The sequence below is a fragment of the Nonomuraea sp. NPDC050643 genome, assembly GCF_040654715.1.
GTDB lineage: Bacteria > Actinomycetota > Actinomycetes > Streptosporangiales > Streptosporangiaceae > Nonomuraea.
In genome coordinates, this window is sequence record NZ_JBFAIM010000051.1 from 1 (window position 1) to 24353 (window position 24353).

General features: G+C 73.3%; 31 protein-coding genes and 1 pseudogene. 13 read left to right on the forward strand and 19 right to left on the reverse strand.

The window, feature by feature from the left end; translation table 11 throughout:
• The coding region (locus AB0I15_RS45555) for an ABC transporter substrate-binding protein (RefSeq protein WP_358111128.1) at positions 1-910 on the forward strand (910 nt) is incomplete at its 5' end.
• A gap of 88 nt (positions 911-998) precedes the next feature.
• Here AB0I15_RS45555 and AB0I15_RS45560 read toward each other — a convergent pair.
• Genes AB0I15_RS45560 through AB0I15_RS45590 form a run of 7 tightly spaced genes read right to left on the reverse strand, consistent with a single transcriptional unit; the run spans position 999 to position 5037 of the window.
• Positions 999-1481, reverse strand: coding sequence for a metallophosphoesterase family protein (locus tag AB0I15_RS45560; RefSeq protein ID WP_358111131.1), 483 nt, complete (start codon positions 1479-1481; stop codon positions 999-1001).
• 33 nt (positions 1482-1514) lie between these two features.
• Entirely contained in the window at positions 1515-1757 is a 243-nt protein-coding gene (locus tag AB0I15_RS45565) for a hypothetical protein (RefSeq protein WP_358111134.1), read from the reverse strand.
• A 33-nt stretch (positions 1758-1790) separates the two neighbouring features.
• Positions 1791-2501 carry an SRPBCC domain-containing protein gene (locus tag AB0I15_RS45570; RefSeq protein ID WP_358111137.1) on the reverse strand — a complete coding sequence of 237 codons (711 nt, stop codon included), beginning with the start codon at positions 2499-2501 and terminating at the stop codon, positions 1791-1793.
• 1 nt (position 2502) lies between these two features.
• Positions 2503-3090: a helix-turn-helix domain-containing protein gene (locus tag AB0I15_RS45575; RefSeq protein WP_358111140.1), complete on the reverse strand. Its 588-nt coding sequence runs from the start codon at positions 3088-3090 to the stop codon at positions 2503-2505.
• A gap of 31 nt (positions 3091-3121) precedes the next feature.
• Positions 3122-4366, reverse strand: a complete 1245-nt coding sequence (locus AB0I15_RS45580; RefSeq protein ID WP_358111143.1) for a DUF6596 domain-containing protein — start codon at positions 4364-4366, stop codon at positions 3122-3124.
• The gene (locus AB0I15_RS45585) at positions 4363-4539 is read right to left on the reverse strand and encodes a hypothetical protein (protein ID WP_358111146.1); all 177 of its coding nucleotides are present in this window, start codon (positions 4537-4539) and stop codon (positions 4363-4365) included. Before AB0I15_RS45585 ends, AB0I15_RS45580 begins: the two co-directional genes overlap by 4 nt.
• Positions 4540-4548: 9 nt before the next feature.
• A complete protein-coding gene (locus tag AB0I15_RS45590) occupies positions 4549-5037 on the reverse strand; it encodes a helix-turn-helix domain-containing protein (protein ID WP_358111148.1) in 489 nt (162 codons plus the stop codon).
• 89 nt (positions 5038-5126) lie between these two features.
• On the opposite strand from AB0I15_RS45590, the gene AB0I15_RS45595 reads away from it, so the two are divergent.
• The 3 genes from AB0I15_RS45595 (at position 5127) to AB0I15_RS45605 (ending at position 7729) form a co-directional block, all read left to right on the forward strand.
• The gene (locus AB0I15_RS45595; protein WP_358111151.1) at positions 5127-5903 is read left to right on the forward strand and encodes a DUF899 domain-containing protein; all 777 of its coding nucleotides are present in this window, start codon (positions 5127-5129) and stop codon (positions 5901-5903) included.
• Positions 5904-5945: 42 nt separating this feature from the next.
• Positions 5946-6824 carry a nucleotidyltransferase domain-containing protein gene (locus tag AB0I15_RS45600; RefSeq protein ID WP_358111153.1) on the forward strand — a complete coding sequence of 293 codons (879 nt, stop codon included), beginning with the start codon at positions 5946-5948 and terminating at the stop codon, positions 6822-6824.
• 74 nt (positions 6825-6898) lie between these two features.
• Positions 6899-7729: an ATP-binding cassette domain-containing protein gene (locus tag AB0I15_RS45605; RefSeq protein WP_358111156.1), complete on the forward strand. Its 831-nt coding sequence runs from the start codon at positions 6899-6901 to the stop codon at positions 7727-7729.
• A gap of 149 nt (positions 7730-7878) precedes the next feature.
• Here AB0I15_RS45605 and AB0I15_RS45610 read toward each other — a convergent pair whose 3' ends face one another.
• Genes AB0I15_RS45610 through AB0I15_RS45625 form a run of 4 tightly spaced genes read right to left on the reverse strand, consistent with a single transcriptional unit; the run spans position 7879 to position 11859 of the window.
• The gene (locus tag AB0I15_RS45610; protein ID WP_358111159.1) at positions 7879-8796 is read right to left on the reverse strand and encodes a hypothetical protein; all 918 of its coding nucleotides are present in this window, start codon (positions 8794-8796) and stop codon (positions 7879-7881) included.
• On the reverse strand, positions 8793-9869 hold the full coding sequence (locus tag AB0I15_RS45615; protein ID WP_358111161.1) for a hypothetical protein: 1077 nt from the start codon (positions 9867-9869) through the stop codon (positions 8793-8795). The genes AB0I15_RS45610 and AB0I15_RS45615 overlap by 4 nt, the downstream gene beginning before the upstream one ends.
• Positions 9866-10324, reverse strand: a complete 459-nt coding sequence (locus AB0I15_RS45620; RefSeq protein WP_358111164.1) for a DUF4188 domain-containing protein — start codon at positions 10322-10324, stop codon at positions 9866-9868. Before AB0I15_RS45620 ends, AB0I15_RS45615 begins: the two co-directional genes overlap by 4 nt.
• Complete coding sequence (locus tag AB0I15_RS45625; protein ID WP_358111166.1) at positions 10321-11859, reverse strand: phenylacetate--CoA ligase family protein; 1539 nt, start codon at positions 11857-11859, stop codon at positions 10321-10323. Before AB0I15_RS45625 ends, AB0I15_RS45620 begins: the two co-directional genes overlap by 4 nt.
• 122 nt (positions 11860-11981) lie before the next feature.
• Here AB0I15_RS45625 and AB0I15_RS45630 point away from each other — a divergent pair, with 122 nt between their 5' ends.
• The 4 genes from AB0I15_RS45630 to AB0I15_RS45645 are packed head-to-tail and all read left to right on the forward strand — an operon-like array spanning position 11982 to position 14354.
• Complete coding sequence (locus AB0I15_RS45630; protein WP_358111168.1) at positions 11982-13106, forward strand: winged helix DNA-binding domain-containing protein; 1125 nt, start codon at positions 11982-11984, stop codon at positions 13104-13106.
• Positions 13107-13157: 51 nt separating this feature from the next.
• Positions 13158-13559, forward strand: coding sequence for a helix-turn-helix domain-containing protein (locus AB0I15_RS45635; RefSeq protein WP_358111171.1), 402 nt, complete (start codon positions 13158-13160; stop codon positions 13557-13559).
• Complete coding sequence (locus AB0I15_RS45640; protein ID WP_358111174.1) at positions 13556-14008, forward strand: hypothetical protein; 453 nt, start codon at positions 13556-13558, stop codon at positions 14006-14008. Before AB0I15_RS45635 ends, AB0I15_RS45640 begins: the two co-directional genes overlap by 4 nt.
• Complete coding sequence (locus AB0I15_RS45645) at positions 14001-14354, forward strand: DUF4180 domain-containing protein (protein ID WP_358111177.1); 354 nt, start codon at positions 14001-14003, stop codon at positions 14352-14354. Before AB0I15_RS45640 ends, AB0I15_RS45645 begins: the two co-directional genes overlap by 8 nt.
• 20 nt (positions 14355-14374) lie before the next feature.
• Here the strand turns inward: AB0I15_RS45645 and AB0I15_RS45650 are convergent, their stop codons facing one another.
• The 5 genes from AB0I15_RS45650 to AB0I15_RS45670 form a co-directional block, all read right to left on the reverse strand.
• The gene (locus tag AB0I15_RS45650) at positions 14375-15154 is read right to left on the reverse strand and encodes a TetR/AcrR family transcriptional regulator (RefSeq protein WP_358111180.1); all 780 of its coding nucleotides are present in this window, start codon (positions 15152-15154) and stop codon (positions 14375-14377) included.
• Positions 15155-15209: 55 nt separating this feature from the next.
• On the reverse strand, positions 15210-16052 hold the full coding sequence (locus tag AB0I15_RS45655; RefSeq protein ID WP_358111183.1) for a TIGR03619 family F420-dependent LLM class oxidoreductase: 843 nt from the start codon (positions 16050-16052) through the stop codon (positions 15210-15212).
• 122 nt (positions 16053-16174) lie between these two features.
• Positions 16175-16510: a hypothetical protein gene (locus AB0I15_RS45660; RefSeq protein WP_358111186.1), complete on the reverse strand. Its 336-nt coding sequence runs from the start codon at positions 16508-16510 to the stop codon at positions 16175-16177.
• Between the two features lie 177 nt (positions 16511-16687).
• On the reverse strand, positions 16688-17317 hold the full coding sequence (locus AB0I15_RS45665; protein ID WP_358111189.1) for a GNAT family N-acetyltransferase: 630 nt from the start codon (positions 17315-17317) through the stop codon (positions 16688-16690).
• A 21-nt stretch (positions 17318-17338) separates the two neighbouring features.
• Positions 17339-17701 (reverse strand): MerR family transcriptional regulator, encoded by a 363-nt coding sequence (locus tag AB0I15_RS45670; protein WP_358111194.1) that lies wholly within the window; start codon positions 17699-17701, stop codon positions 17339-17341.
• A gap of 56 nt (positions 17702-17757) precedes the next feature.
• On the opposite strand from AB0I15_RS45670, the gene AB0I15_RS45675 reads away from it, so the two are divergent.
• On the forward strand, positions 17758-18990 hold the full coding sequence (locus AB0I15_RS45675) for an MFS transporter (RefSeq protein WP_358111197.1): 1233 nt from the start codon (positions 17758-17760) through the stop codon (positions 18988-18990).
• Here the strand turns inward: AB0I15_RS45675 and AB0I15_RS45680 are convergent.
• Positions 18914-20215 carry an LLM class flavin-dependent oxidoreductase gene (locus tag AB0I15_RS45680; RefSeq protein ID WP_358111201.1) on the reverse strand — a complete coding sequence of 434 codons (1302 nt, stop codon included), beginning with the start codon at positions 20213-20215 and terminating at the stop codon, positions 18914-18916. The two genes, AB0I15_RS45675 and AB0I15_RS45680, sit on opposite strands and share 77 nt — an antisense overlap.
• 318 nt (positions 20216-20533) lie before the next feature.
• On the opposite strand from AB0I15_RS45680, the gene AB0I15_RS45685 reads away from it, so the two are divergent.
• On the forward strand, positions 20534-20980 hold the full coding sequence (locus AB0I15_RS45685) for a MarR family transcriptional regulator (protein ID WP_358111204.1): 447 nt from the start codon (positions 20534-20536) through the stop codon (positions 20978-20980).
• A gap of 72 nt (positions 20981-21052) precedes the next feature.
• Positions 21053-21121: pseudogene (locus tag AB0I15_RS45690) on the forward strand (hypothetical protein); the annotation flags it as partial.
• A gap of 26 nt (positions 21122-21147) precedes the next feature.
• Here AB0I15_RS45690 and AB0I15_RS45695 read toward each other — a convergent pair.
• Positions 21148-21771: an alpha/beta fold hydrolase gene (locus AB0I15_RS45695; RefSeq protein ID WP_358111207.1), complete on the reverse strand. Its 624-nt coding sequence runs from the start codon at positions 21769-21771 to the stop codon at positions 21148-21150.
• 129 nt (positions 21772-21900) lie between these two features.
• Between AB0I15_RS45695 and AB0I15_RS45700 the strand changes: the two genes are divergently transcribed.
• A complete protein-coding gene (locus tag AB0I15_RS45700; RefSeq protein ID WP_358111210.1) occupies positions 21901-22335 on the forward strand; it encodes a hypothetical protein in 435 nt (144 codons plus the stop codon).
• A gap of 40 nt (positions 22336-22375) precedes the next feature.
• Here AB0I15_RS45700 and AB0I15_RS45705 read toward each other — a convergent pair whose 3' ends face one another.
• Positions 22376-23401 carry a DsbA family protein gene (locus AB0I15_RS45705; protein ID WP_358111213.1) on the reverse strand — a complete coding sequence of 342 codons (1026 nt, stop codon included), beginning with the start codon at positions 23399-23401 and terminating at the stop codon, positions 22376-22378.
• 74 nt (positions 23402-23475) lie between these two features.
• Here AB0I15_RS45705 and AB0I15_RS45710 point away from each other — a divergent pair, with 74 nt between their 5' ends.
• Complete coding sequence (locus tag AB0I15_RS45710; RefSeq protein WP_358111216.1) at positions 23476-24057, forward strand: TetR/AcrR family transcriptional regulator; 582 nt, start codon at positions 23476-23478, stop codon at positions 24055-24057.
• The last annotated feature ends 296 nt before the right edge of the window (positions 24058-24353 follow it).

Genomic DNA, 24353 nt, shown 5'->3' on the forward strand with positions numbered 1-24353 from the left:
GGTCGTCGTCGAAGTCGTCGTCGTCGCGCCCCGACTCGTAACCGCGGTCGAGCGGCAGGTAGGGGTTGCCGTCGTCGTCCTGCCGGGCTCCTCTCCCGCGCAGGCCGCCTGGACCTGGACCGACGACCGCGGCAGGAACATCTCCGCGCCGCACCGGCCGCGGCGCGTGGTCGCGCAGTCGGGAGCGGCGGCGGCACTGTGGGACTTCGGCGTCCGGCCCCTCGGCGTGTTCGGCCCGCACAAGCTCAAGGACGGCGGTCGTGACCCGGAGGTGGGCGAGGTCGACATCGCCAAGGTGGAGTCGATCGGGAACGTGTGGGGCGAGTTCAACGTCGAGAAGTACGCCTCGCTCCAGCCTGACCTGCTGGTGGCGGGGATGTACCAGAAGGACACGCTCTGGTACGTCCCCGAGCAGTCGATGGAGGCCGTCGAGGCCATCGCGCCGTCGGTCGGCGTACAGCTCAGCGGCAGGCCCCTGGTGGAGATCATCCAGAAGTACGGCGAACTCGCCGCGGCGCTCGGCGCCGACCCGAAGGCCGCGCCCGTGGTCGAGGCCAGGAGCCGCTTCGATGCCGCCGGCGCCGCCCTCAAGACCCTCGCCGCCGCCCGGCCCGACCTCAAGGTCATGATCGTCACCGGCACGCCCGAATCCCTGTACGTCGCCTACCTGCCGGACCACCCCGACATCAGGTACTGGGGCGAGCTCGGCCTGAACATCGTCTCCCCGGAGCGGCCGACGGAGAGCGAGGGCGGCTTCTGGGAGGTGCTGAGCTGGGAGAACGCCGACAAGTACCAGGCGGACGTGATCCTGGTGGACGCCCGCAGCCAGTCCATGAAGATCGACGAGATGGCCGGGAAGCCCACGTGGGCCAAGCTCCCCGCCGTCAAGGCCGGCCAGCTCTACCCGTGACACGCGGCCGAACGCTACAGCTATCTCGGCTACGCCCGGGTCATGGAGGAGCTGAAGGCCGACCTGGAGAGGTCACGCGACGACGTCGTCAGGTGACGGGCACGATCTCGGCCCGCGCCAGGACGCCGTGCTCGATGGTGAGCAGGCCGAGGGTGCCGTGCGGCTGACGGCGGCGGTCGGTGGGGGAGCCCGGGTTGAAGATCCTCAGCCCGCCGGCCGACTCGTCGAGCGGGACGTGTGAGTGACCGAAGACGACCAGGTCCGCTCGCGGGAACCGCCGCCGCATCCGGGCCAGCCGCCCCTTGGCCGGGCCACTGTCGTGGATCATGCCGATCCGCAGGCCGCCGAGGGTGAGTTCGAGGATCTCGGGCGCCTGCAGGTCGGGGCCGTCGTTGTTGCCCCTGACGACGTGGACGGGGGCGTACGCGGCCAGCTCGTCGATCACCGAGGGCACGCAGACGTCGCCGGCGTGCAGGATGAGGTCCGCGTCGCGAAGATGCTCGGCCACGCGGGGCGGGCAGGCCCGCCAGCGGCGGGGCGCGTGCGTATCGGACAGGGCGACGATTCTCACCCCGACACTGATGCCCCGCCTCCGGCCCGGGAATCACCAGCCGGCGCAGCGGGCGATCAGACCGGCCAGCCGCCGACGGCGTGCGGACCTCTCCTCGATCAGTGCCGGCCATTCCCGCGGCTCGGTCGCCACCCGGACGAGGAGGAGGGCCGCGTGCCCGGCGAAATACTCCGGCGACCGCGCATCGTCCAACACCTCGAACCGCTCCCGGTGGTCGATCGCCGGGGTGAGGTCGGGGCCGGAGGCGGCACCGCCCTCGTAGCCCACCGGCCTCATGCCGTCCTCATGCCGGCCTCCCGGGAACGGGGTTCAGGCGTACAGCTCCGCCAGCCACGCCCGCCAGAGCGGCCCCTGGTCGTCCCCGGCGTCGAACAGCAGATGCGAGGCGATCATGGAGCCGCCGAACCCCTGGAGGAAGCGGTAGATCCCGTCGCCGGTCCGGAGGCCGACCGTCTGCGCGTTGACGAAGTAGACGACCCCTTCGACCGGGCCCACCCGTACGCGGTCGCCGGGGGAGGGGCGGCCGCCGAGGGCCGCGTACAGGAGCTCCCAGGCGTGCGGCCAGTCGGTGATCGGCGGGCCGAACTCCGTGAGCGGCGTGGCCACGCGGCCGGCGAAGTGGGTGAGATATTCCGCCAGCGTCGCGAAGTACATCGCCAGGCCCTTGGACATGGCCTCGAACTCGTCCTGCCAGTCGTCGCCCGGCAGGAAGCCGCTGGTCACCATGCGGATCAGCGTGCTGCCGCGCTCCCGGCCCTCGATCATGAACTCGTAGGCCACGAAGCGCCCGTCGTCGCCCTTGTCGCTGGCGTGGGCGAAGTGTTCGAGCGGCTCGGCGGCCGTCACCGTGGACGGCGGCAGCTCGAACCGGCCGAACGCGGTGCGGACGACGCCGTCGGCCACCTCGCTCCGGCCCATGAACCACGAGTCGATGCCGGGCCCCGTCGAGATGGCCTCCCAGACCTCCTCCGGCGTGGCCGGGACCACGGCCTCCTGGGGAAGCTCGAACCCGTGCCCCACGTCAGCTCTCCTTCTTCACGGCGGGGTGGACGGCCACGATCAGCCGATGGTCGCGCCCGCCCTCGGCGGCTTCGTCATGATATTTGCTGACCAGTGAGGTCACGCAGTTCGCCAGCTCCTCCGCGAACGCCGCCCGGTCCGCCGCCGAGGCGAACCGGATCTCGCCGTCGATGGCGAACGTCGCCACCCGCTTCTGCGCCTTCGCCGCGCCCGTGAGCAGCGTGCCGACATCGCGTACGAGCTGCGCCGCGACCGCCAGCAGCCAGCGCGCCGACAGCCGGTCGGGCGACCTGGCGGGGTCGGGCTGCACGGAGGCCAGCGCGGTCGGGGAGATGACGAAGGAGGCGGCCGTGGCCTGCATCACGCGCTCGGTGACATTGCCCTTCCTGCGCTCCTCGACCAGCTCCACCAGGCCGTGCTTCTCCAGCGTGCGCAGATGGTAGTTGACCTTCTGCCTGGCCAGGCCGACCTTGGCCGCCAATGACGTGGCGGAGCCCGGCTCCACCAGCTCGGCCAGCAGTTTCGACCGCATGGGGTCGAGCGACGCCTCGGCCGCCGCCGGGTCCTCGATCACCGCCACTTCGTACATGGTCGAACGATGCCACCGAAAAAAATCATTGTCAAGACAGTCTCGCCGCTCGGTCCTCGAGGTAGCGCCGCTCGGGCAGGCTCGTCGTCAGCCGGGCCGCCTCCCGGTACGCCGCCAGCGCCGCGACCGGCTCGCCCGCCATCTCCAGCAGGTGCGCGCGCACGGCGGCCAGCCGGTGGTGGCCCGCCATGCGGTCGTCGGCCGCCAGGCGGTCGAGCAGGTCGAGCCCGGCGCGGGGCCCGCGCACCATGGCGACGGCCACCGCCTGGTTGAGGCGGACCACGGGGTTGTCGTCGATGCCGGCCAGCACCCCGTAGAGGGCCAGGACCTGCGGCCAGTCCGTCTCCTCCGCCGTCGGCGCCTCGTCGTGCACGGCCGCGATGGCCGCCTGCACCTGGTACGGCCCGATGGCCGTCGTGGACAGCGCCTTGGTGACCAGCTCGACGCCCTCCTCGATGAGCCGGCCGTCCCAGAGGGCGCGGTCCTGCTCGGCCAGCGGGATCAGCCGCCCGTCCGGCCCGGTGCGCGCCGGCCGCCGCGCCTCGGTGAGCAGCATGAGCGCCAGCAGGCCCGCGACCTCCCCGTCCTCCGGCAGCAGGCGGCGTACGGCCCTGGTGAGCCTGATCGCCTCGCTCGTCAGCTCGGCCCGGTGCAACTCGGGCCCCGACGTCGCCGTGTAACCCTCGTTGAAGATCAGGTAGAGCACGTGCAGCACCACCCGCAGCCGCTCGGCGCGCTCGCCCTCCGGCGGCATCCCGAACGGCGCCCCCGTCGTCTTGATGCGCTGCTTGGCGCGGCTGATGCGCTGCGCCATCGTCGCCTCCGGCACCAGGAACGCGCTGGCGATCTGCGCCGTCGTCAGGCCGCCCACGGCCCGCAGCGTGAGGGCGAGCTGCGAGGCCTGCGACAGCGCCGGATGGCAGCACAGGAACAGCAGCGTCAGCGTGTCGTCCTGGTCGCCGGAGCGCTCCTCGCCGGGCGCCGGGGCCACGAACGCGTCCGCCGGCTCACTGACCGCGACGCTCTCCTCCCTGCGCCGGCGCGCGTGCTCGCTGCGCATGTGGTCGATGACCCGCCGCGCGCCGACGGTGATCAGCCACGCCCGCGGGTTGTCGGGCAGCCCCTGCTCGGGCCACTGCACGGCGGCGTCGAGCAGCGCCTCCTGAACGGCGTCCTCGCAGGTGTCGAACTGCTCGTAACGCCGGACGAGCGCGCCCAGCACCTGCGGCGCCAGCTCGCGCAGCAGGTCGTCCACCTGGCCCGGCCGGTCGTTCACGCCGGCACCCCGCCGATGATCGGCCGCACCTTCACCGCGCACGGCCGCGCGTCCGGCCGGCGCGTGGCGCGCTCGCCCGGCTCCTTCATCAGCGCGTCGACCCCGGCCATCGGCTCGTCGGTCACGGCCTTCTGGGAGGCGGCGGTGGCGTAGCTCATCGGCATGTGCTTCACCCGGCCATCCTAGGGAGGACCGTCGAGCCGCAGCAGCGCCGCGACCGCGGGGCCGTCCGGGGTCGGGCGCCGGCGGGCTCCCGGGCCGAGGTGGGTTTCGCGTAGCTCGTCCATGAAGGTCTCCCAGAGCCGCGGTCCGCCGGCGGTGAGCACCTCCGCGCGGGCGGCGTACTCGCGCGTCGCGGGGAGGTGCCGGACGCCCCACGCGCTGAGCTGGGCGAGGACGGGGACCAGCTCGATGGCCGGCTCGGTGAGGCTGTAGGTGACCTTCTGCTTGTGCGAGGGGTCGCCGGACCGGGTGAGCAGGCCGTGCTCGACGAGCGTGGCCAGCCGGTCGGCCAGGATGTTCGACGAGATCCGTTCGGGGCCGCCGAGCAGCTCACGGAAGTGCCTGGCGCCGCCGAAGACGATGTCGCGCAGGACGAGCAGGGTCCAGCGGTCGCCGAAGAGCTCCAGCGACAGGTTGATCGGGCATCCCGACCGTAAGTCCTTACGCATCCCGCCTCCCTCGCGACCGGTTGCGTTCCCGCACCAGTATGTCTAGTTTTGAAACCAGTTGCGAAATGAGATCGGTAGGGGGATGTCTCATGGAGAACCTGCCCGAGGTGGTGTCGCGCGAGGAGTGGCTCGCCGCCCGCAAGGCGCTGCTGGTGAAGGAGAAGGCGCTCACCTGGGCGCGCGACCAGGTCAACGCCGAGCGCCGCCGGTTGCCGATGGTCCGCGTCGACCGGCCGTACGCGTTCGAGGGGCCGGACGGGCGGGCCGGGCTGCTCGACCTGTTCGAGGGGCGGCGGCAGCTCGTGATGCACCACTTCATGTGGACGTACGACGAGGCCGGGCGTCCCCGCGACACCGCCTGCTCCACCTGCTCCGCGATCGCCGACGGCATCGCCCGGCCGGCCCAGCTCCACCTCCGCGACACCACGCTCGTCGGGGTGTCCCGCGTGCCGTACGACAAGATCGCGGCGTTCCGCGAGCGGATGGGGTGGACGTTCCCCTGGTACTCCTCGGCCGGCGACTTCGCCTACGACTTCCACGCCACCGTGGACGACCGGGTCGCGCCGGTGATGCTCGGCTACCGCACCGAGGCCGAGCTGGCCGAGGCGGGGAAGCCCTGGTCGGCGGACCTGCGTGGCGACTGGCCGGGCCTCAGCGCGTTCCTGCGCGACGGCGACGCCGTCTACCACACCTACTCCACCTTCGGCCGGGGCCTCGAACCGTTCCTGGGGGCGAGCCCGTACCTCGACCTGACCGCGCTCGGCCGCCAGGAGGAGTGGGAGGAGCCCGCCGGCCGCGCCGTCCCCCTCGGCCTGCAGGCCGGCGGCCCCTCGCTCCGCCTCCCGGACGAGTACGGCACCCCCTGAGCGGATCCGCGCCCGCCGGGCACCCCGTCTAGGCTCGACCCCATGCAGAACCCGGATCTTGACGACCTCGCCGCGAAGCTGGCCGGGGTGCCCGGGGTGGTGGCGGTGGTCCTGGGCGGCAGCCGGGCCCGGGGCACCCACCGGCCGGACTCCGACATCGACCTCGGCCTCTACTATCGCGGCCCCCTCGCCGTCGAGGAGCTGCGCGCGCTCGCGCGGGAGGCGACGGGCGAGGACACCGACGTGACCGAGCCGGGCGGCTGGGGGCCGTGGGTGGACGGGGGCGGCTGGCTCACCGTGGACGGGTGGCGGGTGGACTGGATCTACCGCGACCTCGACCGCGTACGCCGGGTGTGGCGCGACTGCCAGGAGGGCCGCTACGAGATCGGCTTCCAGGTCGGGCACCCGCTGGGCTTCTACTCCCACGCCTACGCGGGCGAGGTCGCGTGGTGCCGGATCCTCGCCGACCCCACGGGCGAGCTGGCGGTGCTGCACGAGGAGACCGCCCACTACCCGCCGGCCCTGCGCGAGGCCATGATCGGCCGGCTGTGGGAGTGCGACTTCGCCCTCTCCACGGCCCGCTACGGCGCCGCCGGTCACGATCCCGCCTACGCGGCGGGGGCGCTGTTCCGCGCGATCGGCGTGGCCTGCCACGCGCTGCACGCGGCCGACGGCGTGTGGCTGATCAACGAGAAGGGCATGGTCGCCTCCGCCGGACGGCTGCCGTCGGCCCCGGCGGGGTTCGGCGAGCGGGCCCAGGGGCTGCTCGCGGCGGTCGGGCGCACGCCGGAGGAGATCGGCCACACCATCGACGCCGCGGCCGGCCTCGTCGCCGACGTCCGGGAGGCCTGCGCCCGGCCCCGAGGCGCAGGCCTCGCCCCGGATCCGCCGACCGGAAAAGATCAGACATCTGATGACTGATATCTTGGCGGGCACTGCGCGACAGGGAAGGAGAGCACGGTGCCCGGAACGACGATCAAGAGGGTGGTGGCCGGATGACGATCGTCTCGCGTCCCGCCGACACCGGCCCCGTGCTGCGGGCCGAGGGTGTGGAGATCGTCCGTGACGGCCGCCACCTCCTGCGGGAGATCTCGCTGACCGTCCATCCCGGCGAGCACTGGGCGCTGCTCGGCGCGAATGGCGCGGGCAAGAGCACCCTGCTCGGCATGCTGGGCGCCGTCACCCACCCCAGCCGCGGCACCGTCGAGGTGCTCGGGCGCAGGCTCGGCCGGGTCGACATGCGGGAGCTGCGCTCCTACCTGGGGCACGTCAACCCCCGCCACGCCCCCGACGGGCCGCTGCGGGTGCGGGACGTCGTGCTCACCGGGCTGACCAACACCGCCGCGCTCGTGCCCCGCTGGACGCCCGCCCCCGAGGAGGAGGAGCGGGCCGGCCAGTTGATCGCCATGCTCGGGATGGGCGCCAGGGCGGAGGCCAGGTGGCCCACGCTGTCCCAGGGCGAACGCGGCCGGGCGCTGATCGCCCGCGCCCTCATGCCCCGGCCCCGCCTCCTCCTGCTCGACGAGCCGGCCACCGGGCTCGACCTGGCCGCCCGCGAGCAGTTGCTGGCCAGCATCGACGCGCTGCGCGCCCGCCACCCGGCGCTGGCCACCGTCCTGGTCACCCACCACCTGGAAGAACTGCCGGCCACCACCACGCACGCGATGCTCCTGCGCGAAGGGCTCTGCCTGGCCCGGGGTCCGGTCGCGGACGTCCTGACCAGCGACCTGGTCAGCGCGTGCTTCGACCACCCGGTACGCCTCATCCGCAGCGACGACGGCCGCTGGGCCGCCCGCGCGCAACCGGTGCTGTCGCCAGCGGTCTGACCCGCGGCGGCCCGTGCTCGCCCACGGGATGAGCCGGCGGCCCGGGACGGTCGTCGCGGGCGCGCGCCGGAGCCGGACCCGGTGATGCGCGGGTCGGCCCTTCAGCCGGTCGGCCCCTCAGCCCTTTAGCCCGTCGGCCCGTCGGCCCGTCAGCCCGTCAGCCGGGCCGACGGCGCGGCCGGGGCCTTCGGGCGGCCGACCCGGGCCACGTGGAGCAGGGTGTGCGGGTCCTCGACCCCCAGGCGCTCCGCCAGCGCGCGCCGGGTCGGCTCGCAGTCGATGATCTGACTCAGGGGGTGCGTGGTGTACCCGAGGCCCGACAGCGTCAGCCAGTGCCGCAGCAGCGTCCGGCCCAGCTCCACCTCCTCCGACACCGGCCCGACGAGCACCAGCACGTCGCCGTCGTAGTCCAGCAGCCCGCGGGACGCGCCGGCCAGCACGCGGGGCAGGCCCAGCCGCCGCAGCGCCGGGTAGAGGGCCAGCGAGGCCCGCAGCCCGATCGCCTCGGCCCTGGTCAGCGCCAGCGCCCGGTCGCTGAGGCCGTCGAGCAGGTAGCGGCGGTGCCGCCGGGTCAGCCGCAACCAGGCGCGCAGCTCCCGCGTCACCTCACCGTCCCCGAACTGGTGCAGGTCCGCCGCGTGCAGCAGGTCCGCCAGGTCCCGGCAGGCCACCCGCCGCATGCCGGTCAGCCCGGCGGCCAGCTCCTCGGGCAGCCGGCCCGGGTGGTACTCGCCGCGGTTGGCGCCGCGCGCCCGTACGTCCGCCGTCGTGAACGGCGTCCGGTACGGCCGCGCGACCGGATGCAGGAACCCCACCCGGTGCGGCCCCGGGTCGGGCCGGAAGCCCACGGCGAACCCCGCGTCCGCGCACACGATGAGGCAGCACTCCACGAACGCCCCCAGGCTGAGCCGCAGGTCGCGCCCCGTGGGGTCGCTGATGGGCAGCGCCCGGCCCGGGTCCCAGCCGACGGTCACCTCGTCGCCGGTGTACGCGAGCGTCCACGGCTGGGTGTTGTGCGCGCTGGGCGCACGCCAGAAGTCGGGCTCCAGCGCCCGCAGCTCTCTCACGCGACGTCCTTGGCGTAGAAGGTGTAGCCGTGCAGGGGGCGGCCGCCCATCGCGACGTACTGGGCGGCCGAGCCCGGGTTGGTGCGCTCCACGTACGTGCTGCGCAGCGTGTGGTAGCCGCCCCGCCGCAGTCCCTCGTGCAACTCCCGCGACAGCAGCCGCATGTAGCCGTGGCCCTGCTCGTCCGGGACCGTGCCCTTGATGATGAGCACGGCCTCGCGGCGGTAGCGGGAGCGGGTGACCAGCAGGCGGAGCTGGTGCAGCAGGTGCAGGTCGCCGCGGATCCGGGCGACGAAACGCGAGATGTCGGGCAGGCACAACACGAACGCGATCGGCCGCCCCGCCTTCGTCAGGTACAGCAGCAGCGCCTCGTCCAGCAGGTACGCCAGCCCGTCCGTCTGCGCCGCGAGCTGCCCGGCCGAGATCTCCGTGTAGTAGCCGAGCCCGGCGAAGCTGGCGTTGAGCATCTCCCGCAGGATCGGCAACTGCTCCCCGATCCGCCGTCGGTCGCCCCGGTGCACCGTCAGCCCCTCGGCCTCGATCCGCGCGTCGTCGAAGGCGAACACCGGCCCGTCCGGCACCGGGCAGATCCAGGTGTCGGACTCGAAGCGGCGGGTGAAGCCGTGCGACTCGTAGGCGGCCGGGTAGTAGGCGTGGTTCCAGGCGCTGTCGATGAAGCCGCGCTCGGCGAAGCCGGAGGTGATGACGCCGCCGGCCTGGTTGGGCAGCAGCGAGACCGGCCCGAACACCGCCTTCCTGCCGCCGTCCAGCGCGGCCGCGCCGATCCCGTCGAACAGCTCCTCCGCCGCCTCCTCGGCGAACTCCGTCAGCCCGAAGAGCTGCGTGTCCCGGCCCAGCTTGGCGTCGAGGGCGGCGTCGGTGTGCAGGGTCGTCCTGGCGACCACCCGGCCGCGCCGCCGCAGCACGAACAGGGGCACGCCGTCGCGGTGCCAGGCGCGTACCGTGGCGTGCAGCGGCGGGACGAACCGCTCCTCGCCCGCGTAGAGGCGGTCGGTCAGCCCGAGGAAGTCGCGCAGGTCGCGGCGGCTCTCCACGCGCCGCAGGCCGCTCACTTCCGCCTCACCCGCGGGCCCTCGTCGTCCCCCGCCGACCGTTCCGTGGACAGTGGGGTGAACGTCTCGATGTGCGCCATCGGGCCGCCCTCCGCGCGCCAGTCGCCGTTGCTGTAGCCCTCGGGCTCGGCGTTGTAGAGCCGGATGTAGCCGGCGGTGGCGTTCCTGGTGCCGTCGGTCACCCACTGCATGAGCTTGCGATGGTGGCGGGACCTGGCGAAGCGCAGCAGGGCGTCCCTGTCCTCGAAGAAGGCCAGCGTGCCCAGCGTGAACGGGAACTCCCAGTAGATCGTGTGCCAGCGGTAGCCGCGCATCCGCTTCATGTCGCGGACCATCCGGAACCACGTCAGCGTGAGCGTGAGAATCGACAGCGGCCCCCGGTAACGGGTCGCGCCGACGAACATGGCCGTCGCCTGCCCCTGCGGCGGCGCCTTGCTGAAATCCGTGGTCCTCATGCGTCCTTCACCAGGTAGACGTTCTTCATCTTGGTCAGCCCCGCGAACGGCCCCTCGCCCTCGCCGAAGGTCTTGATCCGCAGGTCGGCGGCCGTCGGGTCCTCCTTGAGCGACTCGGCGAAGTCGCGCGAGACCGCGGTCAGGTGGGCCACGACGCCCTTGCGGCAGATGGCCGCCAGCTCCTCGCGGTCCACGTCGCCGCGTACCTCGAGGTTGATCACCGGGCGGTACTCCAGACCCGGCAGCTCCTCGAGCGACAGGCAGAACCTGCTGATCGCGGCGGCGTACGGGTTGCCCTGGTAGAGGCCGTACTCGACGTCCTGCGGGTAGAGGTTGGCCCCCATGTAGGAGATCGTCGAGTCCTTGCGCCCGAACAGGAACAGCAGCGGCAGGCTCATCCGCTCGTCGGTCCACATCCGCTCGTAGTCGTCGTCGCCGAGTGCCCGCCGGACCTCCGCCAGGGTGTGCAGCCGGGCCTCGTCGCCGACGTTGTAGCGCAGCTTCGGCTGCAGGCAGCTCTTGGTGTTGATCGTGCAGAGCAGCTCGCCGTCCGCGTTCACCTCCAGGAACGTCTCCAGCGGGTTGTAGTGGAAGATCATCGGCAGCCGCTGCTCGCCCGGCCCGAGCAGCGCGTCGCGCAGCCGCTGGTCGGTGGCCAGGCGCTTGCGCAGGCGCACGCTGAACCCGGTCTCCGCGCCCATCCCGATCGTCAGGTCGCTGGCGCCGTAGCCGGAGCGCACCTCCTCGAACCGCTCCTCCAGGTAGTCGCGCAGCGCCTCCGTCATGCCCTCGCCGCCGACCATGCCCCGGATGCGGTAGTCGCGCCACGGGAAGCCCGCCTCGTCGAGGCGGTCGCGCAGATGCTTGAGAAACGGCGGGTACGCGGCCACCACGTAGTCGTAGCCCGGCCCGAAGTGCTCCAGCGTGTCGGCGATCTTCTCCAGGTCGGGTCCGGTGTTCTTGACCATCGCGATGCGGGCCATGGCCGTGCCCGTGGTCGTCCCGGTGGCCCACGCGCCCATCGAGTAGGCGTTGATCACGAACAGCCGCTCGCCGGGGAAGACCAGCTCGATGTAGCCGGCGGCGTTGCGGTAGATGCCCTTGAGCTCGCGCGGGCCGCGCACCCAGTTGTACGGCTTGCCGCTCGACCCCGACGACTCGTCCACGATGACACCCGGCCGGTGCAGCCTGCCCTCCTGGCAGCGGCTCTCCTCGTCGTACGCGCCGGCGTAGCCGGACTTGGTGGTCTCGGGGAAGTCGGCCAGCCTCCGGGCGTGCTCGGCGCCGCGCCCGCGCAGGAAATGACGGTACGCGGGCACGTCGACGGCGGCGAACTGGCAGGCCACCCTGGCGTGCCGGGCGGCCACCCAGTCGAGCGCCGGGTGATAGCCGCGGGCGACCATCCGCCAGATGGCGGGATGCAGGCTGCCCAGGCGGTACAGGCCGGTCAGGGACCAGGAGTAGGCCTGAAGGCGGGCCCTTCGCCAGCGCTGACGGGGGGTGAGCGGCCCGAGGACGGGACTGAGGCGGGTCATGACCGGTGAGATTAGTGGGATTGGATGAAAGATCACTTGTGAGCCACTTTCATCCTGGTAATGCGGAACCATCCTTTCCTCATCAAGCCCTACCGTGGACGCGACGGACCGAGGAGGACATCGTGATCGAACTGTCGTGGCCGCAGGTCAGCGCGCGGCGGCTGGCGCGGGCCGGGCTGCTGGAGCGCGGGCCGGGGACGCCCGCGGACATCGTGGCGGCCATGTGCGGGGCGCACGCCCAGGTGATGTCGGCCGCCGAGGCCTCGATCGGGCTGCGGCTCGACGGCGTCACCCGGGTCCAGGTCCGCGAGGCGCTGTGGGGCGAGCGCAGCCTGGTCAAGACGCACGGGCCGCGCGGCACCGTCCACGTGCTGCCCTCCCGCGACCTGCCGATGTGGGTGAGCGCGATGTCGTCGCTGCCGCCCGCGCACCAGGGCTTTCCCGACCCCGTCCGGATGACCGCCGAGCAGACCGACCAGGTGGTGGCCGCCATCCGTGCGGTGCTCTCCGGCGCCGCGCTGACGATCGACGAGCTGAGCGAGGCGGTCGTCGCCGCGACGGGTCCGTGGGCCGGCGACCTGGTCATGCCCGCGTTCCAGACCATGTGGCCGCGCTGGCGCCAGGTCATGGCGGTGGCGGCGCACCGGGGCGCGTTCGTCTTCGGCCCGGTACGCGGCCGCAAGGTCACCTACACCGCGGCCCCGCCCGCCCCGCCGGTGACGGACGGGCTCGCGAGGCTCGTCAGCGGCTACCTGACCGCCTACGGCCCCGCCACCCCGCAGCAGTTCGCGCAGTGGGCCGGGGGCCCGGTGCGGTGGGCGACCGGGGCGTTCGCCCTGGTGGAGCTGGAGGAGGTGCTGCTGGAGGGGCAGCGGGCCTGGGTGCTCGCGGGCGACACGGAGATGCCGCCGGACCCGCCCCGAGGGGTGCGGCTGCTGCCGTACTTCGACGCGTACGTGGTGGCGGGGCGGCCCCGCGAGCTGCTGTACCCGGGAGAGGCGGCGGGGCGGGCGCTGGCGGGCGGGCAGGCGGGCAACTTCCCGGTGGTGCTCGTGGACGGGGAGGTGGCCGGGGTGTGGCACCAGCGCCGCTCCGGGAACTGCATCGACGTGACGGTGGAGCTGCTGCGCGACCTCACCGCCGGTGGGCTGCGGGAGCTGGACGAGCAGGTCGAGCGGCTGGGCGAGGTCCTGGAGGCCAGGCCCCGCCGTACCCTCGGCCCGATCACCGTGGGAGCGCACGCCTGACACCGGCTGACTCCTTATCGCTCCCTATGATGTGGCATAGTGGGGAGTGATATGGAGCGATACACCGTGGAACAGGCCGCCAATCTGCTCGGGCTGCACGTCAAGACCGTGCGCAACTACGTCCGCGACGGGCGGCTGCCCGCCGTGCGGATCGGCAAGCAGTACCGGATCGCCAAGGACGACCTGGCCGCCTTCGCCGGGCTGCCCGCCGAGGAGCCCGTCGTGCCGCGCCGGGCCGAGGTGTCCAGCATCGTGCAGGTCGACGGCCTGTCCCGGCGGGAGATGGACCGGGTCAGCACGATGGTCATGGGAGCGCTGGCGGGTGGGCCGCACGGGCTGCGGGTGGAGTTCGTCTACGACGAGGGGCGGGCCCACCTGAAGATCATCGTGCTGGGCGGGCTGGAGGAGAGCGCCCAGGTGCTGCGGATCGTCGACGCGCTGGTGAGGGAATGATGATCTACGCTTCGCCTTCGGGCGCGCGGGCGATCGAGCGGCGCTATCGCGAGCTGCTCGAGCTCTGGCCGGTGCCGCACGAGCAGGTGCGGGTGCCGACCGCGCACGGGGAGACGTTCGTGGTGGCCTGCGGCGCCGCCGGCGCGCCGCCGCTGGTGCTGCCGCACGGGTCCGGGGCCAACAGCGCCATGTGGCTCGGTGACGTCGCCGTCTGGGCGCGGGGCTTCGGGCCCCGGCGCGGCCGGCTGCCGGTCTTCTCCGACGAGGAGCTGGGCCGGCTGGGCATGCCGGTGCTGGTGATCGCCGGAGAGCGCGACGGCCTGCTCGACTCCCACGGCACCCGGCGCCGGCTCCCGCGCGCCGACGTACGCGTCCTGCCGGGCGTCGGCCACCTGCTCCCTCCGCGAACCCAACCGATCATGGACTTCCTGGAGACCTCTCATGACTGACGACGGCGTTCTCGTGTGCGACCCGGACGGCGAGCCGCTGCGCGCGACCCGCGACGTGCTCGACCTCATCGCCGAGGCGTGGGGGAGCGGGGCCACCTGGGTGGCCGTGCCCGCCGGGCGGCTGCCCGCCGACTTCTTCTCGCTGCGTACGGGCGTGGCCGGCGAGGTCGCGCAGAAGTTCGCGCAGTACCGCCTCGGCCTGGCGATCGTGGGAGACGTCTCCCGTCACACCGCCGCCAGCAACGCCCTGGCCGCCTGGGTGACCGAGGCCAACCGCAGCGACCACCTCTGGTTCGTCAAGGACCTGGCGGAACTGACCGCCCGGCGGTCGGAGCGCGGGCGTTGAACCTCAAGCCGACACGGTGATCAGCCCGTCTTGACGGCCGCCTCGATGCCGTCGAGGAGCACCATCAGGCCCACCGCGAACGTCTCGCCGACCCGGTGCTCGAAGTAGGGCTCGTCCTCGCCGCGGTCGTCGTCCTCCGATTCCACCCACGTCACCATGGGGAACCGGCCGGCGAACCCCGGCGCCACCTCCTCCAGCAGCGACGAGCGGGCCAGCCACCACTCCTCGTCCGACACCCCGGTCGCCGACGGGGCCAGCCGCGAGTCCGCGATGGTCTGCGCGGCCCCCCGTACGAAGTCGAACAGCAGCGCCACCACCCCCCGCAACCGGCGCGGCCTCAGCCCGGTGCCGTGCAGGATCGCGACCATGCCCTCCAGCATGGCGAACTCGTTGGGCCCCAGCACCGGCCGCGCCTGCGACACCTGCAGCACCCACGGATGCCGCAGGAAGAAGGCCAGCATGTGCTCCGCCCACGAGGTCACGGCGGGGCGCCAGCCCGCGCTCGCGTCGTATTCGGCGGGCAGCTCGGCCAGGGCCCGGTCGTACATGAGGTCGACCAGCTCGCCCTTGCTCGGCACGTACGTGTAGAGCGCCATGCCCGTGCGGCCCAGCCGCTCGCCGACCTTGCGCATGGACAGGGCCGCCATGCCCTCTTCGTCGGCCACCGTGATCGCGGCGTCCACGATCACGTCGACGCTCAGCCCCGGTTTGGGCCCCGGCCGCACCTCGCCCGGCTCCCCGCTGCGCCACAGCAGCGCCATCGACCGCCGTGCGTCACCCTGACCGGCGAAGACGACCAATGCGGAACTCCCTGGGCGGGACAACTCTTTACGGCATAAGGATATCAGCGAGTGGTCACTTCGACGTCCGCAGCGCGGCCACGGCCGCCAGCGCCTCCCAGGCCGCCTCGGGGCGCAGCGTCTCGTCCGGGTCGCCGCGGAAGGTGTCGAGGACGACGGTGTCGGCGCCGAGCGCCTCAAGCTCCGCGAGGTCGTCGGCGATCTGCTCGATCGTGCCCTCGCCCGCGCGCCGCCCGGGGCCCGTCAGGGGCTCCTTCGTGACGTGCAGCGTGATGCGCGGGGCCAGCGCGGGCTCCGGTCGTCCCTGCTCGGCGGCGAGGGCCCGCAGGCGCGGGAGCGTCTCGCGCAGCCAGGTGAGGGTGCTCCTGAGCGGGTGCCACGCCTCGCCGAACCGCACTGCCCGGCGAAGGGCCGCCTCGCTGTCGCCGCCCACCCAGATCGGTACGCCGCCGCCGCGGTAGTCGTGCTCGTCGGCCCAGGCGTCCTGGATCGCGGCCAGGTAGTCGTCGGTCACCCGGCCGCGCCGCTCGTGCGCCGCCCCCAGCGCGTCGAACTCCTGCCGCGCCCAGCCGACCCCGACCCCGAGCACCAGCCGGCCGCCGCTGAGATCGTTGAGGTTGGCCGCCATGCGGGCCACCAGCAGGGGATGCCGGTAGGGGACGATGATCACCGTGGTGCCCAGCCGGATCCGGCCGGTGACGCCGGCCAGCCAGGACAGCGTGGTGAACGGCTCGTAGAACGGCGGGGGATATTTCTCGGCGACGTCGGGGGTGATCACCACGTGGTCCGACACCATCAGCAGGTCGAACCCGAGCCCTTCCACCGTCTGGGCCCAGCGCCGCAGGACGCCGGGGTCGGTGCCGGGGCCGAAGTTGGGGACGTTCACGCCTAGTCGCACCCGGCCAGGCTATCCGTTCATGATCCGGAGGGGGAAGCCGGGGGCGCTCCGGTGGAGGGCCTCGGACGCCGCCTGTCCCGGCGCCCCCGTCGAGGGCACCGGGACAGAGGAGAGGCAGGAGGTCAGCCCCCGAAGCCGAAGCCGTTCCCGTGGCCGGTCCAGTTGCCGTTGCCGCTGGTGGGCCAGTTGCGGTGCAGCCAGTGGTTGTCATCGTGATGACGCCCGCCCCAGCCCCAGCCGCTCTTGCAGCCGTCGGCGTCGCGCGTGCCGGCGAAGACGCCGTGGTGCGTCACGTGGTGGTAGGTCGTGTCCTCGTTGAGCCCGGCGGCGCAGTGCCTCGGGTACGTGTGGGTGTTGTTCCAGTCGGTCCAAGGGTCGGCGGCCGCGGGGCCTGCGGTACCGAAGAGCGCGGCCGCGGTGAGCAGCGCACCGCCGGTGGCGATGAGGATACTTCTCATGATCTCCCCCTGTAATCACGAAGTGACATCGGCCATCACTCTATGTAGCGATCTTGTGGTGATGGTGCAGCGCCACGTCGTGTTTCGCCCAACGGCGGGGCGTCGGCCGGCAAACTCGGGGTCACCGGCGCAGCCCGTCCGGTAGGAGAACCGGCCGGTCTCGACGTCGTGAAACGCTCAGGGCGCCGGGAAGAGCGCCTCGGCCCCCACGGGGACGTACCCGGCCGCGAGAAAGGCCCGTACGCTGGCCGCGTTGCCGGGCGCCACCTGCGCCCAGACCGGCTCCGGCACCAGCCGCCTGGCGGCGCCGGCGAGCAGCCGCCCCAGCCCGCGGCCCCGATGCGCCGGCTCGACCTCGACCGCCACCTCCCACCGCCCGGCCACGCCGCGGCCCACGGCCAGCAGGGCGCCGCCGTCCTCGGTGGTCCACACACGGACGGCGTCGCGGTGGCGGCGGGCCCGCGCCACCCGCGGATGGTCACTGCCGGTCACCTCCTCCACCGGGACCGGGGACGGGCCGGGGAGCGGCATGGCGAGGCTCAGCAGGTCGGTGCCGGCCGCCCGCCGCCCCGTACGCTCGGACAGGGCCCGCAGGAACGGCGGGCAGAGCGGCGCCGACAGGTCGCCGGGCGGCAGCCGGTCGCGGATCCAGCCCGGCGGGACGTCGGCGAACACCACGGTGTGGGCCGTGAACGCGATGACGCCCAGGTCGCGCGCCGACGGCTGGGGCACGATCGTCAGGCCGCCGTCCGCCTCGGGAAAGCGGCCGCGTTCCACGCTCTGGAGCAGGTCTGCCAGCGTCTTCATATGATCTACATTGTAAAGGGCCTAGCGTCGCACGGCGACGAGATAGGCGTGAATGGCGTCGCGGTTGCGGGACAGGCAGTCGATGCGCTGGGTGATGCGGTCCGCCTCCGCCTCGAGCAGGCCGGCGAGCTCCGGGGTGAGGCACTGCGGATGCAGGTGGATCTCGTCGGGCCGGTCGAGGAATGGCAGGATCCGCCGGATGATCTCCGTGGTGAGGCCCGAGTCGAGCAGCCCCCTGATCTGCTGGACGCGGTAGACCGCCGACTCCGGATAGTGGCGGTAGCCGTTCTCGGCGCGTTCGGGGTGCAGGAGGTCCTGCTCCTCGTAGTAGCGCAGCATGCGGGTGGGGACGCCGGTGCGCTGGGAAAGCTGCCCGATCCTCATGGGGCTCCTCGCGACGAGTTGCCTTCACATTGATGAGAAGGTTTGAGCATGGTCGCATGACTGACACGGCGATCGCCAGGGCGTCTGGCGTGCGGAGAATGCCCTGGCCGGGGCTGCTGGCGTTGTTCGCGGCGGCGTTCACGGCGGTGATGACGGAGTTGCTGCCCGCCGGGTTGCTGCCGCTGATGGCGGGGGATCTGGGGGTGCCGCAGGGCCGGGTCGGGTTCCTGGTGACGGCGTACGCGGTGGCGTCGTTCCTGTCGGCGATCCCGGTGACGGCGCTGCTGCGGGGCGTCGCGCGGCGGCGGGTGCTGACGGGGGCGCTGGCCGGGTTCGCGCTGCTCAACGGGGTGACGGCGTGGTCGTCGTCGTACGCGGTGACGTTCGGCGCCCGGGTGCTGGCCGGGGTGGTGGGCGGGGTGCTGTGGGCGATGCTGGTGGGGTACGCGGCGCGCCTGGTGCCCGCCGGGCGGCGCGGCCGGGCGATCGCGATCGTGTCGGCCGGCATCACGGTGGCGCTGTGCGCGGGCATCCCGGCGGGGGCGGCGCTGGCCTCGGCGTTCGGGTGGCGGGCGGCCTTCGGCGGGCTGGCCGTCGTGGCGGTGGCGCTGATCGGGTGGGCGCAGTGGACGCTGCCGGACCTTCCGGGTGAGGTGGCGGGGGAGCGGGTGCCGTTGCGGCGGGTGGCGGTCATGCCGGGGGTCCGCGGGACGCTGGGGGTGACGGCGCTGGTGCTGGTGGGGCACCAGGTGATGTACACGTACCTGGCGCCGTTCGTGGAGGGGGCCGGGGCCGGGCGCACGGGGGTGGCGCTGCTGGTGTTCGGGCTGGGGACGGTGGCGGGGATCTGGGTGGTCGGGGCGGTGATCGACCGGCATCTGCGGGTGGCGCTCGTGGTGGTGCTGGGGGTCGTGGCGCTGGCCCTGGCCGTGCTGGGGGTGCTCCAGGGGGCGGGCGCCGGGTCGATCGCGGCGGTGGGAGTGTGGGGGGTGGCGTTCGGGGGCGTGCCGACGCTGCTGCAGACGGCGCTGGTCGACGTCACGGGTCCGGGGAACGCGGACGTGGCCACCTCCCTGCAGACCACCGTGTACAACGCGGGCATCGCGGCGGGGTCGCTGGCCGGCGGGGTGGTGCTGGAGTCCGCCGGGGCGGTGGCGCTGCCGTGGACGGCACTTCCGCTGGTGGCGGCGGGGCTGGCGGTCTTCGCGCGGGCTAGAGGCCGTGACGGGACAGGGGTTCGACGAGCTCGCGTTCCTCGTACGACAGGTGCGAGAGCAGCGCGTCGGTGAGCAGGTCCACGGCGGTGCGCAGGCCGTCGAGGCCGCCGGGCTCGGCGACGAAGGCGACCAGGGCGCGGTCGACCCGGTCGAGGATCTTGTGGATGGCCTGATGCTCCTCCTGGAGGCGGTCGAGCACCGGGGCCAGGGCGGGCTCCCTGCGGCGCAGGCCGGGGAAGAGCATGGCGTCCTCGGCGGAGTGGTGCATGGTGACGAGGCGGCAGTAGGACTCGCAGTAGGCGCCGAGGGTCCAGTTGTTCTGGCGCATGGTCATGGTGCCGATGTGGGAGCGGGCGGCGGCGGCGTCGAGCGTCCCGGCGGCCACCTGGTCGACGAGGTCGCGGAGCTGGGTGAGCTCGGCGCGCAGGTGGTCGTGCACGTCGACGAGGTGCCGGCCGGTGGCCTGCTCCGCCGGGGTGTAGGTCCTGCCGGGGTTGGGGCGTGGCGCGGTGGGACGGGTGCTCTCGTCCCAGACGCCCGGGCTGGTGAGCCGTACGGACTCGTCCGGACCGGTGACCTGCACGGACTCGCCCGGACCGGTGGGCCGTGCGGGCTCGCTCAGGTCTGTGGGCCGCGCGGGCTCGTCGTGGGCGGTCTGCCGGGGTGATCGTCCGGCGGCGACGAGCTCGCGTACCGCCGGGGCGGTCTCGGCGGCGAAGCGCTGGATGGCGGCGGGGTCGTTGGCCATGAGGATGAACACGCTGACGCCGTGCGTGAGGGCGAGCTCGGCGAGTCGCGCGGGTTCGAGCTCCTCGCCCAGGTTGAGCAGGCGGCGGATGTCGCCGGGCGCGCGGCCCGCCTCGGCGGCGGCCTCGTCGATGACGGCGTTGCCCGCGCCGATCTCGCCGGGGTCGCGGAAGCGGGGGAGTGAGGGCAGCCAGCCGTCGGCGAGCCGGCCGGTGAGGCGGAGCATGCGCGGCTTGTACGCCCCCAGCCAGATGCCGATGTCGTGCGCCGGTCGCGGCCCGCGCGGGGCGCCGTCCACCTGGTAGTGCTCGCCGTGGTGCCGGACGCCGCCGGGGGCGCCGGTGTCCCAGAAGGCGCGGATGATCCGGATGCCCTCTTCGAGCGCGTCCACGGCCTGCCCCGGTGTCAGGCGTGGCGCGCCCATGGAGGCGATGGCGTCCCCGTAGCCGCCGGTGCCCAGGCCCAGTTCGAAGCGGCCGTGGCTGAGGAGGTCGAGGCTGGCGGCGGCCTGGGCGAGCATCGCGGGCGGGCGCAGCGGCAGCGGGTGCACGTTGCCGGCCAGCCGGATGCGGTCGGTGGCGGCGGCGACGTAGCCGAGCAGGTCCAGGTGTCGAGCAGGGCCGGCTGGTACGGGTGGTCCTGGAACGTGACGAGGTCGAGCCCGGCCCGCTCGGCGAGCCGGGCGAGGGCTACGACGTCGTCCGCCTGCTGGGCGGAGGGCGCCAGGTTGGCGCTGAAGAGCAGGTCGTGGCCGTAGTCGGGCATGCGGAGGGCTCCTGTGAGGCCAATTTAGTTGGTTCTACGAATAGTTGGTGATACGAAGGAAAGTAGTTCGTATTGCCAACCATTGTCAACTAGACTCGGAGGCGTGATCACGATCCAGTTCACCGACGCGCTCGTACGCCTGGCGCACCTGGTGCAGCAGGTGTTCGGGGAGGTCAGCCGGGAGCACGACCTGACGCCCCAGCAGGCGCAGCTCCTGTGCCTGCTCGTGGACGGGCCGGTCGGGATGAGCGAGCTGACCCGGACCCTGAACCTGGAGAAGTCCAGCCTGACCGGGCTGGTCGACCGCGCGGAGAAACGCGGGCTCGTGGTCCGCACGCGTGACTCCCACGACCGCCGCGCCTGCCGCATCGAGCTGACCTGCGACGGCGCGCGCCTCGGCGTGCTGGCCCACGAGGAGGTGGCGCGGCGGATGGACGCGCTGGCGGGCGAGCTGCCCCCGGAGCAGCGCGACCTGCTGGCCTCGGCCATCGGCGGCATCCTGGCCCGGCACGCCGCGCGAGGGGCGGCCACCCTTTCGGGGCAGGGGTGACGTTACGCTGCCGCCGTGCCCCAAGAGACCCTGACCGTGGCGGTCGCCCAGACCGCCGCCCACCCCGGCGACGTGCGCGCCAACGCCGACGCGGCGGCGCTGTCCGTCCGGGGCGCCGCCGAAGCGGGGGCGAGGCTGCTGCTCTTCCCTGAGCTCTCCCTCATCGGCTACGACCTCGACCTCCTCGGCGACCCGGCGGTCTGGGTGACGGAGGACGACGCGCGGCTCGACCAGACCTCATCGGAGAGCGCCTCGCGACCGCGGCCCGGGCCGGCGACCTGCCACAGGGTGTGCGCCTCGGCCATGGCGCGCACGTCGGCCGGATCCACGTCGGCGGCGGTGCCGGCGCGGTAGCGGGCCAGGCGATCGGCGGGCACCGACGTGTGCACGCGCTCGGCGGCCTGCGCCGGCATCTCCCGCGGCCACTCGTGCCCGCCCAGGCCGGAGCCGACCAGGGCGAGCCCGGCCACCCGGGAGGGGGCGGCGAGCGCGGCCTCGGTGGCGTACGCGCCGCCCATCGAGCAGCCCACCAGGACCGCCCGCCCGACCTCCAGCGCGTCCATCACGGCGAGCAGGTCTTCGTGATGGCACACCTCGCCCGCCACGTCTCCCGACAGGCCGTGGCCGCGCCAGTCGTAGCGGATCACCCGATGACGCCCGGACAGCGCCCTGAACTGGTGCTCCCACATGCGCAGGTCGGCGACGCCCGCGTGGACGAGCACCACGGTCCCCGCCGGCGCCGCGGGGCCGGCCTCCTCGTAGGCGATCTTGACGTCGTCGATCATCGGCATGCCCGGCACGCTAACGCCGGGCGCGGCCGGTGGGAGCGGGTGTTCGCCGACGGCACAGCTCCCCAGAGGGAGGCGCCTCCCCTGTGCGGGGGAGCCGTGCACACGGGTCCGGGCGGCAGGGTCGACGGTGTGAAGAGTGCGGATGCGGGAATCGCGTGGACCGGGCTGTACGTGGCGTCGAAGGTCGTCTTCGCCCTGGAGGGGCGGCTCGGGGTGAGCGGCGGGCCGGAGGTGCCGCCGGACGCCTATCTGGCGTACGGGCCGGGGGAGGTGGCGTCGGCGCAGTGGGCCAACGCCGGGTCCGGGGTGCTGGTCATGGTGATCCTGCTGGTCGGGCGGTTCCGGGTCCGGGGGCGGTGGCCGTACCGGGGGGTGCTGGCGGCGCACTGGCTCGGCACGGCCGTGGCCGCGGCCGGGGCTGTGGGGATGCTCGGCGGGGCGGTGCTCACCGGCCGCGGCGGCGCGGCCTTCGGGGCGTACTGCGCCGTCTGGGCCGCGCTGCTGTTCCTCGCGACCCGCGACCTGCGGCGCCGCCACCGGCCGGCCCCGCGACCGGTCCCGTGACCGGCCCCGCGACCGGCCTGATCCGGCGGCGCCGCCCATGTCAGCCGGTGGCGTAGTCGGGGGTCATGACGGCGGCCAGCGTGAGGTGGGTGGCGGCCTCCTCGTGCCGGCCCTGGCGCTGCAGGGTGCGGCCGAGCAGGTGGCGGGCGTAGGAGTCGTCCGGGGCCTCGGCCACCAGCGACGCGAGCGTCGTACGCGCCCGGTTGAGCTGGGCCGAGGCGAAGTACGCCCGCGCCGCCAGCATGCGGACACCCCGGTCGGCCCCGTGCTCCTCCGTCAGAGGCCGCAGCAGGGTGAGGGCCCCGAGCGGGTCGCGCTGGTCGAGCAGCGACTCGGCATGACGCAGGCGTGTCACCTCGGCGGGCAGCCGGCGCGGCGTGTGCCGGCTCGCGTCCTCGAGGAACTCCCTGATCGTCGCGGGCGACTGGGCGCCCTCCAGGGCGAGGTCACCGACCACGATCGTGGGCGAGGTGCGCACGCCCTTGGCCTTCCCGGTGAGCAGCAACTCCCGCACCAGCTCCGCCCCCGGAAGCGTCTGCCGGACGGCGTCGGCCCGGAAGGTCTCCTGCTCGGGGGCGGGGGTGTAGCCCGCCTCCTGGGCCAGGCCCGTCTCCGTGGCGATCTCGGTCAGGACGGTGAGGTCGCTGATGTCCCGGACCTCGACGAAGTGGGCCCGCAGGATCCTGTCCACCACCTGGTCCTGCAGCCCGGAGCCGCCCTTCTCGTACGCCAGCGCGATCAGCCGGTGCGCCTCCAGCGTCCCGGCCCGCCAGCCGGAGCCCCACTGCGGCCCCAGCCCCTCTTCGGCGGCCACCGCCGCCACCCGGGCGCGGTTCTCCTCCGGGGACAGGCCGGGCGAGCAGGAGCGCAACGCCTCGTCCACCATCGGGTCCCGCAGCAGGCTCTCCATCGGCACGGCCGTCACGGGCGCCGACGGGTCGATCTGGTACGGCCGCCAGACCACCTCGACCGGCTCGCCCTCCCAGGAGGCGAGCGCCTTCTCCAGCCGCCGCTTGCCGATGTGGGCCCAACCGCAGACCACGTCCGCCCAGATCTCGATACGCATGACACCAAGGTATGCGACAAGTGTTGATTAGTCAACATATGTCGCATAAGCGGCGATTGTCGTATAGTGATCGAGTGAACTCGGACGACCCCCGCGCCCAACGCACCCGTGCCCGGCTCAAGGCGGCGGTGCTCGAGCTGGCCGCCCAGCAGGAGCTCGCCACCATCACCATGTCCGCGCTGGCCAAACGCGCCGAGGTGAACCGCGCGACGGTCTACCTGCACTACCCCGACGTCGACGCGCTGGTCACCGACGCCATGGAGGACGCCGTCGCCGCCGTCGCCCGCGCGGCCGCCCTGTGCCCCCTCGACGCCCCCCGGGGCCGGGCCCCCGAGCCGCTCGCGGAGCTGTTCGAGCACGTGGCCGTCAACGCCACCATGTACGCGCGCATGCTCGGCCCCCACGGCAGCGCCCGCTTCGCCGCCCGCATGCGCGAACGCCTCACCGGCGAACTGGCCCGCCGCTTCACCGCCGGCTCACGCCCGGGAGGATGGGACGACGTGCCCGCCGACGTGCACGCCGCCTACCTGGCGGGCGCCCTCGTCGGCGTGATCGCGCACTGCGCGGCGGGGGAGCGCCCGGCGGGCGGCGCCCAGGAGGCGGCGCTGGCCTTCTGGCGCCTGTTCCGCACCGGCTGCCAGGCCGGGAGCGCGTGAACCACCTGCCGGCCACCCGCAAGGGCATGTCGGGTAGAGGGTGAAAGCGGTGGTCGTACCGCTCGTGCCGCCGCATGGTTGATAATGTCCCAGGTTGACTTCACGCAATCGATGGGGGTTCGCATGCGCCTCGCCAAGGTCTACGCCGCCGCTTCGTGGCGAGGACGCTCGACGTCCTGACCGGCTCGCCGTCGGGCTCGTGCCGGCGGGCGATGCTCCTCGTCTGAAGCGGTCGCTCGCGTGACAAAGACCGTTTCCTTCCTTCCGAGGAGCCCTTTTGCGTGCCTTCATCTCCG